The organism is Sphingobium terrigena, from assembly GCF_003591655.1.
GTDB classification, from domain to species: domain Bacteria; phylum Pseudomonadota; class Alphaproteobacteria; order Sphingomonadales; family Sphingomonadaceae; genus Sphingobium; species Sphingobium terrigena.
In genome coordinates, this window is the sequence record NZ_QVRA01000002.1 from 61366 (window position 1) to 77081 (window position 15716).

13 protein-coding genes and 1 tRNA gene are annotated in these 15716 nt (G+C 66.1%); 4 read left to right on the forward strand and 10 right to left on the reverse strand.

Translation table 11 applies throughout. From position 1 onward, the window contains the following. The first annotated feature begins 4 nt into the window (after positions 1-4). A complete protein-coding gene (locus D0Z70_RS02335) occupies positions 5-811 on the forward strand; it encodes an NYN domain-containing protein (RefSeq protein ID WP_119743803.1) in 807 nt (268 codons plus the stop codon). 325 nt (positions 812-1136) lie between these two features. Here D0Z70_RS02335 and ettA read toward each other — a convergent pair whose 3' ends face one another. Continuing rightward, positions 1137-2822, reverse strand: a complete 1686-nt coding sequence (gene ettA, locus D0Z70_RS02340) for an energy-dependent translational throttle protein EttA (protein WP_119743804.1) — start codon at positions 2820-2822, stop codon at positions 1137-1139. 99 nt (positions 2823-2921) lie between these two features. On the opposite strand from ettA, the gene D0Z70_RS02345 reads away from it, so the two are divergent. The 3 genes from D0Z70_RS02345 to D0Z70_RS02355 all read left to right on the forward strand — a co-directional run bounded on the left by D0Z70_RS02345 (position 2922) and on the right by D0Z70_RS02355 (position 4986). Further along, positions 2922-4295 (forward strand): M20/M25/M40 family metallo-hydrolase, encoded by a 1374-nt coding sequence (locus D0Z70_RS02345; protein ID WP_119743805.1) that lies wholly within the window; start codon positions 2922-2924, stop codon positions 4293-4295. 156 nt (positions 4296-4451) lie between these two features. Then, complete coding sequence (locus tag D0Z70_RS02350; RefSeq protein ID WP_119743806.1) at positions 4452-4655, forward strand: hypothetical protein; 204 nt, start codon at positions 4452-4454, stop codon at positions 4653-4655. Between the two features lie 254 nt (positions 4656-4909). Beyond that, a tRNA-Pro gene (locus D0Z70_RS02355) sits at positions 4910-4986 on the forward strand. 14 nt (positions 4987-5000) lie between these two features. On the opposite strand, the gene D0Z70_RS02360 is transcribed toward D0Z70_RS02355, so the two are convergent. The 9 genes from D0Z70_RS02360 to gspJ are packed head-to-tail and all read right to left on the reverse strand — an operon-like array spanning position 5001 to position 15692. Continuing rightward, entirely contained in the window at positions 5001-8561 is a 3561-nt protein-coding gene (locus D0Z70_RS02360; protein WP_119743807.1) for an error-prone DNA polymerase, read from the reverse strand. After that, entirely contained in the window at positions 8558-10189 is a 1632-nt protein-coding gene (locus tag D0Z70_RS02365; RefSeq protein WP_239018784.1) for a Y-family DNA polymerase, read from the reverse strand. Before D0Z70_RS02365 ends, D0Z70_RS02360 begins: the two co-directional genes overlap by 4 nt. Beyond that, entirely contained in the window at positions 10074-10946 is an 873-nt protein-coding gene (locus D0Z70_RS02370; protein ID WP_119743809.1) for an ImuA family protein, read from the reverse strand. Before D0Z70_RS02370 ends, D0Z70_RS02365 begins: the two co-directional genes overlap by 116 nt. A 39-nt stretch (positions 10947-10985) precedes the next feature. Continuing rightward, a complete protein-coding gene (locus D0Z70_RS02375; protein ID WP_119744073.1) occupies positions 10986-11723 on the reverse strand; it encodes a prepilin peptidase in 738 nt (245 codons plus the stop codon). Continuing rightward, complete coding sequence (gene gspN, locus D0Z70_RS02380) at positions 11717-12439, reverse strand: type II secretion system protein N (RefSeq protein ID WP_119743810.1); 723 nt, start codon at positions 12437-12439, stop codon at positions 11717-11719. Before gspN ends, D0Z70_RS02375 begins: the two co-directional genes overlap by 7 nt. Continuing rightward, positions 12436-12921, reverse strand: a complete 486-nt coding sequence (gene gspM / locus D0Z70_RS02385) for a type II secretion system protein GspM (RefSeq protein WP_119743811.1) — start codon at positions 12919-12921, stop codon at positions 12436-12438. Before gspM ends, gspN begins: the two co-directional genes overlap by 4 nt. Next, positions 12918-14036 carry a type II secretion system protein GspL gene (gene gspL / locus D0Z70_RS02390; RefSeq protein WP_119743812.1) on the reverse strand — a complete coding sequence of 373 codons (1119 nt, stop codon included), beginning with the start codon at positions 14034-14036 and terminating at the stop codon, positions 12918-12920. Before gspL ends, gspM begins: the two co-directional genes overlap by 4 nt. Continuing rightward, positions 14033-15022, reverse strand: coding sequence for a type II secretion system minor pseudopilin GspK (gene gspK, locus D0Z70_RS02395; RefSeq protein ID WP_119743813.1), 990 nt, complete (start codon positions 15020-15022; stop codon positions 14033-14035). The genes gspL and gspK overlap by 4 nt, the downstream gene beginning before the upstream one ends. Beyond that, positions 15015-15692, reverse strand: coding sequence for a type II secretion system minor pseudopilin GspJ (gene gspJ / locus D0Z70_RS02400; protein ID WP_420820361.1), 678 nt, complete (start codon positions 15690-15692; stop codon positions 15015-15017). Before gspJ ends, gspK begins: the two co-directional genes overlap by 8 nt. Positions 15693-15716 lie beyond the last annotated feature (24 nt).

Below are 15716 nucleotides of genomic sequence, written 5' to 3' on the forward strand. Positions count from 1 at the left end.
TAGCATGACGTCTCTGGACGGGCCGAGCGGCAATATCGCCCTGCTGATCGATGCCGACAATGCGTCGGCGGCCCATTTCGATCCGGTGATGACAGTGCTGGCGGAACTGGGCACGGTCAATATCCGTCGCGCCTATGGCAATTGGAGCAAAGCGACGCTCAAGACCTGGGCGGCGCTGTCGATTGCGCAGGCAATCGAACCGCAGCAGCAGTTCGACCTGACCAAGGGCAAGAACGCGACCGACATGAAGATGACGATCGACGCCATGGACCTGATGGCGAGCGGACGGGTCAGCGGCTTTGGCCTGATGTCGAGCGACAGCGATTTCACCCCGCTCGTCACCCGCATCCGGCAGCAGGGCATACCGGTCTATGGCTTTGGCCGGATGAATTCGCCGGAGGGTTTCCGCCGCGCCTGTACCCGCTTCATTGACGTGGTGGCACTGGCAGCAGCCGAAGAGCCGATCGTCAGCAAGGCACCAGCCCCGGCGCGCACGCCCAAGGCTGACGAAACCAAAGCCGCGCCCGCAAAAGCCGCGCCTCCCGCGTCTGCTCCAGCACCCGCCCCGGTCGTGAAGAAGGCCGTCGATGCCGAAGTCATCAAATTGCTGATCGACGCCTATGATTCGGTCAAACGCGACGAGCGCGGCTTTGTGCGGCTGGGATCGGTGGGCCAGCTGGCGGGCAACCGCTCCAGCTTCGACGTGCGCAACTACGGCTATAAGCGGCTATCCGACCTGGTGCAGGCCATCCCCAACTTCATCACCGAATCGCGCGAAGGCGGTCAGGTGTGGATCAAACGGGTGAATTAATGTTGGAGGGAGTGCGACTGCGCGCGCCTCTGTTCACCGTTCGGGCTGAGCCTGTCGAAGCCTTGTCCTTCTTCAAGAAATGCGACCCTTCGACAAGCTCAGGGCGAACGGAAGAATGAGATGCGGAGATAGATGCTCCTGCGATCCACGCCTCTCTGCGCAACTTGCGTAAAAAAAGGGCCGATCCTGTGAAGGACCGGCCCGTAAAGTTTAGGAGAGGATGCCTGAAAGGCACGGCTCTCTTCAAATATTAGCGCTAATATCGCAAGTGCGAAAAGGAGTCGGGCAGTTGCAACTTTTGCAACCACCCGACTGAAGCATCAGATCAGCGGGTCAGCTTCTTGTAGGCCAACCGCGTCGGACGATCGGCCGCATCGCCCAGGCGGCGGCGCTTATCTTCCTCATATGCCTCGAAATTCCCCTCAAACCATTCGACATGGCTGTCACCCTCGAACGCCAGGATGTGGGTGGCAAGGCGATCGAGGAAGAAGCGGTCATGGCTGATGACCACGGCGCAGCCCGCGAAATTTTCGATCGCTTCTTCCAGCGCGCCGAGCGTTTCAACGTCAAGATCGTTGGTCGGTTCGTCGAGAAGCAGGACGTTGCCGCCCTTTTTCAGCATCTTGGCGATATGGACGCGGTTGCGCTCACCGCCCGACAGCTTGCCAACATTCTTTTGCTGGTCCTGCCCTTTGAAGTTGAAGGCGCCGACATAGGCCCGCGTCGACATGTCATGGCCGTTGACCTTCACATAATCGAGGCCGTCGGACACTTCTTCCCAGACATTCTTGCTATCGTCCAGATGATCGCGACTCTGGTCGACAAAGCCCAGACGGACGGTCGTGCCGATGTCGATCTCGCCCGAATCGGGCTTTTCCTGGCCGGTGATCAGCTTGAACAGGGTCGATTTACCCGCGCCGTTGGGGCCGATCACGCCGACAATGCCGCCCGGTGGCAGCAGGAAGGACAGATCCTCGAACAGCAGCTTGTCGCCAAAGGCCTTGCTGATGTTCTTGAACTCGATGACCTTGCCGCCCAGCCGTTCCGGCACCTGGATGACGATCTGCGCCTTGCCGGGTGAGCGGCTGTTCTGGCCAGCGACCAGCTCCTCAAACTTCTTGATACGCGCCTTGGACTTGGTCTGGCGGCCCTTGGTCCCGGCCCGGATCCATTCCAGCTCGTCATTGATCGCCTTCTGGCGGCCGGACGCTTCACGGTCCTCCTGCTCCAGACGCTTGGCCTTCTTCTCCAGATAGGTGGAGTAATTGCCTTCGTACGGGAAATATTTGCCGCGATCGAGTTCGAGGATCCAGCCCACGACATTGTCGAGGAAATAGCGGTCATGGGTGATCATCAGGACCGACCCGGCATATTCCTTCAGATGATTTTCCAGCCAGGTGACGCTTTCGGCATCCAGATGGTTGGTCGGTTCGTCGAGCAGGAGGATGTCGGGCTTCTGGATCAGCAGGCGGGTGAGCGCGATGCGGCGCTTTTCACCACCCGACAGATTTTCCACCGACCAGTCGGACGGCGGGCAACGCAGCGCCTCCATCGCGATTTCCAGCTGATTGTCGAGCGTCCAGCCATCGACCGCGTCGATCTGTTCCTGCAACGTGCCCATTTCCTCCATCAGCGCGTCGAAATCGACGTCCTCCGGCGGATCGGCCATGATGTTGCTGATCTCGTTGAAACGATCCATCTTGTCCGCAGTCTCGCGCGCGCCGTCCTTGACGTTCTCCAGCACGGTCTTGGTCGGGTCGAGCTGCGGCTCCTGCGCCAGATAGCCGACCGTGATATTCTCGCCCGGCCAGGCTTCGCCGGTGAAGTCGGTGTCGATACCGGCCATGATCTTGATCAGGGTCGATTTACCCGCACCGTTCGGGCCGACGATGCCGATCTTGGACCCGCGATAAAATTGCAGGTTGATGTTGCTCAGCACCGGCTTGGCAGCGCCGGGGAAGCTCTTGGTCATGTTCTTCATGACATAGGCATATTGCGAGGAGGCGGACATGTTCGGGCAGCTCCGAGGGTAGGATAAGAGGATTTGGCGCGGAGTTAGCGGAGGCGGGACGCATTGGCAAATGGGCGATGGCTCGCTACGTTCCCATCCATGCAGAAAATCCGATCGGGCACGCTTGCCGCCCTCCTCCTTGGCAGCCTCCTCACCCCCGCTTTGTCCTATGCCGCACCGGCAGACAGCGCCGCGATTCGCGACGCTGCGCTCAAGGATGATGTCGCATGGGACTTCACCGAAGGGCTGACCACCGAAGTCGGCCCGCGTCCGGCCGGCACGCCGCAGGAAGCGCGCGCGCGCGACTGGGCGGTGGCAAAGCTCAAGGCGATGGGGTTCAGCAATGTGCGCGCCGAACCCTATACGATGCCGGTATGGGTGCGCGGCCGGGATGAGGCGAAAATCCTCTCCCCCTTCCCGCAAAATCTGGTGCTGGCGGCGCTGGGCAATAGCGGATCGACCCCGGACAAGGGGATAGAGGGCGAAGTCGTCTATTTCCCGACCATTGCCGATCTGGAAGCCGCGCCCGCCGCCAGCGTGAAGGGCAAGATCGCCTTCGTCAGCCACGATATGGCAGCGACGCAGGACGGTTCTTCCTATGGCTATTTCGGCGCGGCGCGGCGGCAGGGCCCCAGCATCGCGTCGAAAAAGGGCGCGATCGCCATATTGATCCGCTCGATCGGTACGGACCATCACCGCCTGCCCCATACCGGGGTGCAGATGTGGGCCGATGGCGTGACGCCGATTCCCGCCGCCGCGCTTTCGGTCCCCGATGCAGAGCAACTGGCGCGGGTGATAGGGCGCGGACAGCCGGTGAAGCTCCACCTGACGCTGACCTCGAAAATGCTCAAGGACCAGCCATCAGGCAATGTGATCGCGGAAATAACCGGCACTGATCCTGGCGCTGGCATTGTCGTTGCCGCCTGCCATCTCGACAGTTGGGACCAGGGCACCGGCGCGATCGACGATGCGACCGGCTGCGGCATCGCGGCGGCAGCGGCGTTGCAGGTGGCCAAGGCGGGCCAGCCACGCCGCACCATTCGCGTGCTGATGGCGGGCGCGGAAGAAGTCGGCGGCGACGGCGCACGGGCCTATTACAAGGAGCATGGCGCGGAGAAACATGCGCTGGCGATCGAGTCGGACTTTGGTGCAGACCGCGTCTGGCGCGTCGATTTCAAATTGCCGCAGGGGCATGAGGCGCTCGCTACCCGTATCGCAGCGGCCCTCGCGCCGCTGGGCATCGGGGCCAGCAAGCAGGAAGCGGGCGGCGGGGCCGACATCGCGCCGCTGGTCAAAGGCGGCGTGCCGGTGATCGACCTGCAACAGGATGGCACCCGCTATTTCGACCTGCACCACACGCCCGACGATACGCTGGACAAGGTCGATCCGGCGCAGTTGCGACAGAATGTCGCTGCCTGGGCGGTAACGCTGAACCTGATCGCTCATGCATCAGAAACATTGGGCGTTAACTGAACTTTTATAGTAGACAACGCCCTGTCGCGTGATTCCTTCGTTTCACCGGCGCAGAAAAGCATTGATTTGTGCAACGCACACGTTAATGCGGGTCGCTCGCGTAGGGTCACATCGTAACGTGCCTGACGCGGCATAATGCTATGGGAGCCGTACACAATGAAGAAGATCGCTGCTGTTTTCGCTTCGGCCAGCCTGATGGCCCTCGCCGCTTGCGGTGAGAAGCCGGCCAACGAAACCGCGAACGCTTCGAACGCCGTCGTGGAAAACGTTGTTGAAAACGCCGTGAACGCTGCTGAAAATGCAACGAACGCTGCTGACAACGCCGCGAACGCTGCGAACAACGCTGCGAACGCGATGTAATCTTCGCATTAGCGAGATTTCCGAAGGGCGGGCCGTATCCACGGCCCGCCCTTTTTGTTTGTGCCCAAGGGATCGGGAACCTCTCCGTCTGCCCATCGGTTGATTCTAAACCGCAGCAGGAGAAAATATCATGGGCAAGGGACTGCTATTATGGCTGATCGGCGTGCCGATCCCCATCATTCTGCTACTTTGGCTCTTCTTTCACTGATCGCCGATTGACGGGACGCGCGATAGGCCGCTAAGGCGCGAGGCGTCGGGGAGTAGCGCAGTCTGGTAGCGCGCCTGCTTTGGGAGCAGGATGTCGCAGGTTCGAATCCTGTCTCCCCGACCACTTCATATAAATCGCTAATGAAAATCGCGTGATCCGGGCAATATCCGCACGTTGCGCGGATGGCCATGGGTACGCACGCGCGACATGACTGGGTGAACAGCCTTACCCTCAACACCTGCTTCGCCCGATCCCGTCTCGATCAGCGTCGCATGATCCTCCGACAGGCGATCCAACTCGACGGTGCGATCCACGATGCGATCCGCCATCAGGTGCAATACATCGACCGGCCCCTCCCGCACCCGCTGCACCACGCCATGCGCCTCCATCAGTCGCGCGGCCATGACCGGCAGGCGATAGCGGTCCAGCATCCTGGCCCAGAGAAGGATATTGACGATGCCGGTCTCATCTTCCAGCGTCGCGAAGATCGCATTGCCCTTGCCGGGTCGCTGCCGCACCAGCACTACGCCCGCCACTTTGGCCCGTGTGCCATTTTTCACGCTGTTCATCTGCTCGCTGGTCAACAGCCCTTCGACCGCGAAAACCGGGCGCAGGAAGGTCATGGGATGCTGTTTGAGCGACAGGCGGGTCAATTGATAATCTGCCGCCACCGCTTCGGACAAGGGCATGGGCGGCAGGGCCGCATCGCTTTCCTCTCCCAGTTCACGCGCGCTGGCGGCAGCGAACAGTGGCAACTCGCCCACTGGCATCCGCCGCACGTCCCAGGCCGCGTCACGCCGTTCGCGCCCGATCGAGCGGCAGGCGTCGGCATCGGCCAGCAGATGCAGCGCACGGGCAGGCAGCCTTACCCGCCGCCCCAGTTCCTCGATCGTGGCGAAGGGACCGGATGCCGCGCGATCTACCGCAATCGCCTCTCCCCAGGCCTCGCGAAACCCATCAATCTGGCGAAAGCCCAGCCGCAACGCGAACGCCCCGTCCTTGCGGTGGCGCGGCACGATGTCGCCCCAGCGGCGATTGGCCGGGGTCCAATGCTTGCCCGCATCGGGATCGTCCGCCGCAATCGGCTCCAGCCCATTGTCCCAGCCGCTGGCATTGACGTCGATGCCGCGCACGATAACGCCATGTTCGATCGCGTCGCGCACGATCTGCGCCGGGGCGTAGAAGCCCATCGGCTGCGCATTGAGCAAGGCAGCGGCGAACACGGCGGGCTGATAGCATTTGAGCCAGGCTGACACATAGACCAGCCGGGCAAAGGAGATGGCGTGGCTTTCGGGGAAGCCATAGCTGCCGAACCCCTTGATCTGGTCATAACAACGCTGGGCGAAGGCGCGCTCATAGCCACGCCGCACCATGCCGCCGACCATCTGCTCCTCAAACTCGCCGATCGTGCCAACATTGCGGAACGTCGCCATCGCCCGGCGCAACTGATTGGCGCGCGCGGGCGAAAATTCGGCTGCCGTGATCGCCAAATTCATCGCCTGTTCCTGAAACAGGGGGACGCCATAGGTGTGGCCCAGCACATGATGCAATTCGTCGGCGGGATAGGGCGGTGAAGGCGAAGGAAAGCGCCAGGATGGCGGCTTGCCATCGCGTGCCTCGGCCCGGCGGGCGAGATAGGGGTGGACCATATCCCCCTCGATCGGGCCGGGCCGCACGATCGCCACCTGCACCGCCAGATCGTAGAAAGTGCGCGGGCGCAGGCGGGGCAGCATGTTGATTTGGGCGCGGCTTTCCACCTGAAACACGCCCACACTGTCACCCCGGCACAGCATGTCATAGACCGGCGCTTCCTCCCCCGGCACCGACGCCAGCGTCATGTCGCCCAGGCCATGGTCGCGCATCAGCGCAAACCCCTTGCGGATGCAGCTGAGCATCCCCAGCGCCAGTATATCGACCTTCATCAGGCCAAGCGCGTCGATATCATCCTTGTCCCATTCCAGAAAGGTGCGGTCCGCCATCGCGGCATGGTGGATCGGCACCGTTTCATCCAGCCGGTCCTGCGTCAGCACGAATCCGCCGACATGCTGCGACAGATGGCGCGGGAAGGTCAGCAGCCGGTCGACCAGTTCCTTCAACTGCATGATCAGCGGATTGCCCACGTCCAGCCCGGCGTCGCGGAAGCGCCGTTCCGCCATGCCGCTGGCGTGGCTGCCCCATACGGTGCTGCCGATCCGCGCGGTCACATCCTCCGACAGGCCCAGCACCTTGCCGACCTCCCGCACCGTGCTGCGCGGGCGGTAATGGATCACGGTCGCGGCGATGGCAGCGCGTTCGCGGCTATAGCGTGCATAGATATGCTGGATCACCTCCTCGCGCCGCTCATGTTCAAAATCGACGTCGATGTCGGGCGGTTCGTCACGATCCTCCGAAATGAAGCGGGAGAAGAGCAGGTTGTGTTTGGTCGGATCGACCGATGTGATGCCCAGATAATAGCAGACCGCCGAATTGGCCGCTGATCCCCGCCCCTGACACAGGATCGGCGGATCGAGGCTGCGGGCGAACTGCACCGCTTCATAGACGGTCAGGAAATAATAGGCATAGTTTCGGCTGCGGATCAGCGCGAACTCCGTCGCCAGCATCGCATTGACCTTGTCCGGCACGCCATCGGGATAGGCTTCGCCCGCCAGCCGCAGCACTTCATGTTCCAGCCAGTCCTGCGCCGCCCACCCCTCCGGCACCGGCTCATGGGGATATTCATATTTGAGGTCCGACAGATCGAACGCGATCCGGTCCAGCACGTCGCACCACGCACCCACTGCCTGCGGCCAGTCGCGGAACAGTCGGGCCATTTCGCGCGCGGATTTCAGGTGCCGTTCGGCATTGGCCTCCAGCCGCCGCCCCGCCTCACGCAGGGTGACGCCATGGCGGATGCAGGTGACGACATCGTGCAGCGGCCGATCTTCTGGCATCGCATAGAGCGCGTCGCAGGTGGCGAGCAAAGGCAGCCCCAGCCGCTGCGCCATCGCCGCCAGCCGGGCTAGACGGCGGCGGTCCGGCCCGGCGCGCGGCATGGTGACGCCGATCCACACCCCGCCCGGCACCAACTGCGCCAATGTCGCCAGCAGCGTTTCGTCCGCCTCCCCCGCCATGACGATCAGGACCATGTCCTGCGCATGGTCGATCAGGTCGGACAGGCGCAGGTCGCAATCGCCCTTTTGTACCGTCTCTTTGAGATTACCGACACTCAGCAGCCGGGTCAGCCGCCCCCAGCCATGGCGGTTGATGGGGTAGGCGATAATGTCCGGCGTCCCATCGGCAAAGCAAAGCCGCGCCCCGGTGACGAGACGGAAAGCCTGCGCCAGCCGCAATGCCTGCGCCGCAAAATGGCGGCGCTCCGCAGCCGACTGCGCGGTTTCGCCAGTACGGATGCCCTGATCCTCGGCATCCTCGGCCAGCATCTTGCGCACCGATTTGAGCGCGCTCCACGCCCGCACCACCCCGGCGACCGTATTGCGATCGGCAATGCCGATGCCCGCATGGCCCAGCGCCAGCGCCTGCCCCACCATATCGGCCGGGTGGGACGCGCCGCGCAGGAAACTATAATTGGTCGCCGCCACCAGCTCGGCGAAGTCCGGCGCAGGCGATGGCGGTTCCGTCCGCCGCGCCCGCAACGCCGCATCCAGAGCGATGGGCCGCCGCCCCTCCTCCTCCGGCCCCGGATCACGCCCCCGGCTCATGCGAACAGGCCGTGCATGTACCAGCGCGGCATGGGCTTGTCCGGCTCGAAGAAGCCCAGCCGGAAGATCCAGAAACGGCGACCGCGCCGGTCCTCCACCCGATAATAGTCGCGAATATGATCGGGCGCATCGCCCAGCAGATAGCGGATATCGACCTCGCCCGGATCGCTGCCGGGCCGGGGCAGTTCGATCGATACGGGCCGCCTGCGCCACCATTCCCCGGCGATCCGCTCCGGCCCCTCGAACCGGGCGACTTCGTGCAGGGCGCGGCGCCAGCGAAAACGGCGCGGCGGGCCGTCGGGGACTTCGGCGCCCAGCACCTCGATCGGCTGGGGCGGATCGAACAGATGGATGGGGCGCAGCGGCGGCTCGCCCGTCTGGGGCGTCGCCCACAGGTCGGACGGCGGCGCATCGAGCGCGGGCAGCGCAAATTCGGCCTGTTCGGGCATATGGCTATCGCGCGCGCCAAAGCGGCGGACGCGGTTGCGCCCCAGCCGGGTGCTCAATCGCTCGACCAGAGCGGTCACTGCCGCCTCGCCGGTCGCGCCGCCCTCCAGCCGCAATTGCGACGCACCCAAGGGCTCGGTCAGCGGCACGTTCAGGCGCAGCAGGTCGAAGCCGAAACCGGGGTCAATCGGATCGTTGAGGCTGTCGATCCGTTCCCGAATCAACCGCATCAGCGCCGGGACATCACGCATCGGCGCGCCGGTTTCCACGGTCAGCCGGCGCACCAGCCCGTCGCTGCGGAAAAACAGCGCCTCGAACCGGCGTCCGCCATGGCCCCTCTGTTCCAATATCTCTGCCGCCTCGCCCGCCAGTTCGGCCAGGATCGTCATCATGGTTTCGGTGCGCGCGACCGGTTCGGCAAAGCGCCGCTCGACACCCAGCGGCGGGACGACCCGGCGCGGGGTCAGCGCGCTGTCCGCCTCCCCCACGATCCGGCGGATCGCCATCACCGCGTCCGCGCCGAAGCGAGCAGCGATGGACGACATGGGGCGACGCGCGACATCGCCAATGGTTTTCAGCCCCGCGCGACGCAGCGCCAGCGTTGCCTCCTCATCCAGTTCAAGCGCCGCGACGGGCAGGCGGCGGATCGCGCTATCTTCATCACACGCCGCCCCCGCCACATAGCGGGCCAGCGCCCGCGCGCCCTCCGGCGTCCCGGCAAAGGCCAGTCGCACGGCGACGCCCAGCCGCGCCAGCCGCCGTTCCAGATCGACGGCCAGCCCCGCCTCCCCACCAAAGAGATGATCGCACCCGCTGGTGTCGAGGATCAGCCCGTCGGGCGGATCGAGCGCCACGGTCGGGGTGTAACGGGTGCAGCCATCGGCCAGCCGCTCCAGCCAGTCCTGATCTTCATGCGGGACATGGTCGAACAGGTCGAGGTCCGGCACGCGGGCGCGGGCGTCGGCCATTGACAGGCCGGGCGACAGGCCCAGCGCCGCCGCGGCCTCATCCACCGCAGCCAGCCGCAGCGCGCCGCGGACCTTCTCGACAAAGGCACGGGGCCGCTCATCCTGCCCGGCGCACAAATGGGGCCGGGTCAGGCGCAACCGCTCCGCCGGGAGCCAGGGGAAGAACAGGGCGAGATAGCGGCGGTGCCGGGGTGCCGGCGTCGCGATCGTCATGCTCTCCGCCTCCTGCCCAGACCCTTCCATTAGCGCCTCGTCCATCTGTGGCAGGACGTCTGAAACATAGTCGGTCACGGTCCCACTCCATGCGCCATGGCCCGGCCGGGAGACCGGCGCGCCGACGCAGCAATTCGATTTGAAACAAGGATGCGCCCGGCGCGTCCGCCTCCAGCGCGATCGAGGGTGAAGCACTGACCCGCCAGCGTGTGTCGGCGGTGCTCGGCGCGGCATCGGCGGCGATCCGCAGCAGGAACAGGGTGACACCCGATGCTTCGGCGGCCAGCATCAGGCGGCGGCTGGCGGTCAGGTCCAGCCCGCGCATTGCGCCCCAGCCTTCGACCAGCACCGCCCCCAGCCCGGCACAGCGCGCTGCCTCTGCTGCTGCATGGAGCAAAGCCGCATCATCGGGGGCCAGCACTAGCAGCATATTGGCGGGGTCGATGCCCAGCTCGACAAGGCCGGTGGCGTGCAATTGCCCGACCCGCTTCTGCATCGTTTCGGTACGCAGCCACAGGAAAGGGCGCCCTTCCCCCGCGCGCAGGCTGAACAGGGCGGCGACGCCCGCGCCACTGCTGGCATCCTCCTGATCGGCGAAGATTTCGTGCAACCGCCCGCGCGCCAGCCCACCGCCCAGCGCCGCGTCCACCCCGTCATGCCCCAGCGCAAACAGTGCCGCAGGCGCGGTCGCGCGGCGCGGCTCCAGCTGTTGCAGGCTCTCCCTCAACCGGGCAAGAACAGGGGACGAATCGCGCATATGTTCACTATATGTTCTATAGTTCCTTTGCGCCAGTCGTCAGTATAGGAAGCGAACGCAATACCAGCCCGGCACTGCCGCCAGCGCCAGAAACGTGCCGAGCGGCACCCGCGCCGTCGCCTCTTTTGCCCGGCCCGTCACCAGCATGACGCCCAGCCCCGCCATCGCCGCGATCAGCAGGATGAAGGGCAAGGCCTGCCAGCCGAACCAGGCGCCGAGCGCGCCGAGCAGCTTCGCATCGCCCAGCCCCAGCCCCTCACGCCGCCGCACCGCGCGATAGGCCAGCGCAATCGCCAGCAGACTGCCATAGCCCAGCGCCGCGCCGATGATCCGGTCGACCAGCACCACATCGGTCGCCCACAAGCCGAGCGTCAGGCCCAGAAAAGCGAGCGGCAGGGTCAGCGCATCGGGCAGCCAATAATGCCGCCAGTCCAGCACCGCCAGCGTCAGCAGCAGCCAGCCGAGCAAGGCCCAGCCAATCCCGCCCAGATCCGGCATCGCGCCGATCGCCAGCGCGCCGATGACCGCGCAGCTCAGTTCCACCCGCCCATGCAGCGGATCGATCGCCGCGCCACACGTCCGGCACCGGCCATGCTGCAACAGGGCGCTGAGCAACGGGATCAGATCGAGCGGCGTCAGCGTCCGGCCACAACCATCACAGGCCGACCGGCCCCGCGTCACCCCCCGCCCCTGCGGCCAGCGCAGGATCAGGGTGGCGAGGAAACTGCCGAAAATCGCGCCGACCACCCCGCCCAGCAACGTCGCCAAGATCACAATGTGCCTTCGACCTTCAGCACCTGCGCATTGCCGACCGTCGCAAAGCCGGCCTGCCCCAGCGATGCCGCCAGCGTGGGATCGGCGGTTTCGACCCGCATGGTGGCGCTGTAGCGGCCCGACCGCCAGATGCGCAGCGCGATCGTTTCCATGCCCGACTGGCTGGCGAGCGGGAGCGACAGCGCGTCGCCATCGCACGCCACCGCGCCCGAAAAACCCTGTAACAGGTTCAGCCCCGGAAACTGCCCGGCCATCCGCGTCCGCACCCGTCCTTCGGCATGACCGCAACGGTCGCCGATAAAATAGGCGGACACATCCTCCATCTGGAGGCTGGCGATCGGCAGCGGCGCGAAGGTGCGGCCCAGCGGCACCGCGCCACCCACATCATCCACCCCGATCCGCCCGAACCCGACGGTCAGCGCGCCGGATATGTCGTCGGCCAGCCCCTTGGTCCGGGCAATGTCGAACCGCGCCCGGCCGGTGAGCAACGCCAGCGGAGAAAGCCCCGCGCGCACGCTGCCCATCGGCATGTCGCCCAGCATCAGCTGGTCGATCCGCCCGCTCCACACCGTGCCACGCACGTCCCGCGCCGCCACGCCCAGCCGCTCCAGCCCAGCCAGCCCCAACGCGACCCGCATCGGCAAGAAGAGCAGCAGCCCAAGCAGCACGATCACCAATAGCGTGATCCGCATCCGGCGCGAGAGGGTGAGGCCCATCATTGCCCCGCTCCCCGCACCAGCACCGCCTGCACCGACAGGCTGCCAGCGGTCGGCGCAGGCCGCGCACTCATCGTATCGACCCGCACCCCCTGCGCCTCCAGCGCCGCGATCCAGGAAAAGAGCGCGACCGGCCGGATCGAGGCGATGGCGATCTCCATCCGGTCCGGTCCCTGCGCCTGCGCGCGTTCCAGTGTCAGGCCCGCTTCACCCGCGCCCTGCCCGACCAGCTGGTCGAGCGGCGCGGACGTGCCGCCTTCGACCGCGCGGGGCAGCGCCTTCAACTGCCGCACCGCCGCACGCACGGCCGCGTTGCGATCGGTCGCCTCCAGCAACGTATCGCGCGCCGACCGCTGCGCCCGGTCGAGCGGCATCGCCACCCCGAACCAGAGGATCACGCCTGCCAGCAGGGCGAACATCACGCCCAGCATCACTTGCTCGCGGGGCGATCGTTCCGCCCAGAGTGCCTGCATCCGTTCCATCATGACCGCACCGTAATCTCTGCCAGCGTCCGCCCGCCCGGCTCCTGCGCGGGTGTCGCCGTGATCGTGAAGCCCGCCGCCTGAAGCGCGAGCAACACGATGTTGATGTCATCCGCCTTCGCTGCCGCCAGCGTCGCGCGCAGCATTCCGTCCGGGTCGCGCGACAGGCTGGTCAGCGCGACGCCGGGCGCATCCTGCATCGCTGCCATCAGCGCCGCGACCGGGGCGGTAAAGGCCCGTCCGCCAGCACCCCGCGCGGCCAGTTGCTGCTCCATCGCGCCAAGCGCTTGGCGCGCATCGCTCGCGTCGGGCACGACCTGCTGCGCCAGCGCCAGACTCTCCGCGTCAAGCCGACTGGCCTCGCGATGGCTTTTGATGATACCGACCAGCGCAATCAGCAGCGCCGCGAGCAGGATCAGCCCGCTCCACAACGCCACCCGTTTCAGCGCACGCTGATCGACCTGCCGCCGCACCCTCTTGGCAAAATCCCCCTGCCGCAGGTCGATGGGCGGGGCATCCAGCGCGGCGATCGCGCGTCCCTCGATCACGCCCTGCGGCACATCGACAACCGGCGCGTCGCCGATCAGCGCGGGCAAGGCCATGTCCCCGGTCAGCGCCATGTCCGCGCCCCGCAACACCGTAACGCCGCCAATCACGCCGCGCGCAAAGCCACTCTCCGGCTCCGGCAGCAATAAAGGCGCAGGCACGATCGTGTCGGGGTCCAGCCCATGATGCTGCGCCCAGAGCAGCCAATGCTGCATGTCACCCCGCGCCGCCAATGCCACGATATGGGGCCGCGCCGGGTCATCCTGCGCATCGGTCACCGCAAACAGTTGATCGGCAGGCAGGATTCCCTCCGCCAGCGCCGCCAGCCGCGCCGCCGCCCGCGCCTGCCGCACCGGCAGATCAGGATGCAGCGTCCAGTGCAGTGCCACCAGAGCCGCAGGCGGCACCAGCATCACCCGCGCCTCTTCAGGCAAAGCCGCTATGCCGCACGCTGCCAACCAGTTCGCGCCCTCGCCCGACTGCACCAGCGCGCCATCGACCACCCGCATCCAGTGCGGCGGCGCGTCCTGCGCTTCGGGCAGAAAGACGATCAGGGCGTCGCGCGCACTCATGCCCCTGCGCCCCAGCTGCGCCGCACCACCGTCGCCGGGCTTTCCCGCGCGTCGATCAGCGACCGCTCCACCAGCTGCGTTCCCCCGACAGTCACTGCCACGTCCACTCCGAAAAACCCCGTCGTCAATTTGACCTGCTCGGCCACCTCGGTCATCGGCGACAGGCCGGCGAGCGAGGGCAAGGCCCAGAATTGCACCGTGCTGCCGTAGCCGTCCACGGGCCGCTGCGCCAGCAATTGCCGCGCCTGCGCGACGCTCAATTGCCCCGGCAGCAGCATCGCGAAGAGCGGCGCCTGTTCCGGCAACAGCGTATTGATGTTGATCGGCGACAGATCCGTGACCGGCAGCGCACAGACCCAGGGCCGCACCGTCGCATAGATGGCGGGCGTGATCCCGTTCACCGCACGCAATTCGCTGGCGTCGATCATCAGCCGGTTGGCTGCGCGATAGGGCCGCTGCATCTGCCCGTAAACCACATCCTCCGCCCCGCCCGGCTGCGGATCGCCATCACTGTCGATCCAGTCGGCCAGCCCCGCCGCCGCGCCCTGCGCCTGCCGCGCATCGACACCCAGCGCCACCAGCAAAGCCTGAAATTGCGACACGCCGATGGGGCGCACCTTCAGGCTCGCCTCACTCTCGCCGCTCACCACACTGTTGAGGTTGAAGCAATTGCCGCCATCGGTAACCCGCGCCGTCGCCGTGCCGCCCGGCACCGGGATGCTCTGCGGCGCGCCCAGCCAGCCGCCCGCCAGCGTGATCTTCGCCGGATTGGCCGCGACCAGATCGCCGATCCGCAAGCGCGCGACCGCCGTGGCGGCATCGGCATAGGCGCGCGCCTGATCGATCGCGCCGCCATTGCCGGTCATCCGCGTGGCCAGCGCCACCCGCTCCAGCGCGGTCGCGGCGACGACCGCCATCACCGCCACCAGCAGCAGCACGGTCAGCAGCGCCGCGCCACGCTCGTCGGGTTTGCGCGGATCAGGCACCGGGGGTGCTTTCGACGATGGGCTTTTCGACCGGGCCGGGCGCGACCAGAAAGCGCAGGGTGACGGGCGGCTCGCCGGTGCGGGTGAGCGTCATCTCCACCGCGCGGGGCAGCAGGTCGGGTTGGGTCGGGGTCCAGCCGTCACGCCATTTGCCCGCCGCATCGCGGAATTTCAGCGCGACCGCCTCGACATCCTCCAGCAACGCCGCGGGTTCATCGCCCGCCGCGCCATCCAGTTGCGCATAGGTCCGCCGCTCCAGCCGCCCCTGCCGCACCCAATATTCCACCTTTTGCAGCGAAGGCCGGGGCAGGTCGCCCAGATTGTCCCAGCCACCCCGCACAAATTGCATCACCGGCTGATCCTCGCTTTCGTGATGCGCCCAGAAGGCCGGTGCCAGCGTGCCGCTCTCGGTACGGGTGATGCGCGGCACCGCCTGCCCCAGATCCCCCGCCAGCGCCCCGCCCGCCCGCTGGACCGCCGCCATATCATCCAGCCGCGCCTTGACCTGCGCCTGCGCCGACACGCTGTTGCCGAGCAGGAGGACACCGGCGCTCGCCAGCATCGCGAAGATCATGAGGGCGACGAGCAATTCGATCAGCGTGAATCCATCGTCACCCTTGGTCTTGTCAGTTCTACATCCGTTCGTTTCGAGCCCTTCGACTGCCTGCAAAGGCAGGCGCTCAGGACAGGCCAA

Bases quoted from the DNA above. Each gene is read 5' to 3' on its own strand.
- D0Z70_RS02335 (WP_119743803.1), top strand. From the start codon at position 5: ATGACGTCTCTGGACGGGCCGAGCGGCAATATCGCCCTGCTGATCGAT.
- ettA (WP_119743804.1), bottom strand. From the start codon at position 2,822: ATGTCCGCCTCCTCGCAATATGCCTATGTCATGAAGAACATGACCAAG.
- D0Z70_RS02345 (WP_119743805.1), top strand. From the start codon at position 2,922: ATGCAGAAAATCCGATCGGGCACGCTTGCCGCCCTCCTCCTTGGCAGC.
- D0Z70_RS02350 (WP_119743806.1), top strand. From the start codon at position 4,452: ATGAAGAAGATCGCTGCTGTTTTCGCTTCGGCCAGCCTGATGGCCCTC.
- D0Z70_RS02360 (WP_119743807.1), bottom strand. From the start codon at position 8,561: ATGAGCCGGGGGCGTGATCCGGGGCCGGAGGAGGAGGGGCGGCGGCCC.
- D0Z70_RS02365 (WP_239018784.1), bottom strand. From the start codon at position 10,189: ATGACGATCGCGACGCCGGCACCCCGGCACCGCCGCTATCTCGCCCTG.
- D0Z70_RS02370 (WP_119743809.1), bottom strand. From the start codon at position 10,946: ATGCGCGATTCGTCCCCTGTTCTTGCCCGGTTGAGGGAGAGCCTGCAA.
- gspN (WP_119743810.1), bottom strand. From the start codon at position 12,439: ATGATGGGCCTCACCCTCTCGCGCCGGATGCGGATCACGCTATTGGTG.
- gspM (WP_119743811.1), bottom strand. From the start codon at position 12,921: ATGATGGAACGGATGCAGGCACTCTGGGCGGAACGATCGCCCCGCGAG.
- gspL (WP_119743812.1), bottom strand. From the start codon at position 14,036: ATGAGTGCGCGCGACGCCCTGATCGTCTTTCTGCCCGAAGCGCAGGAC.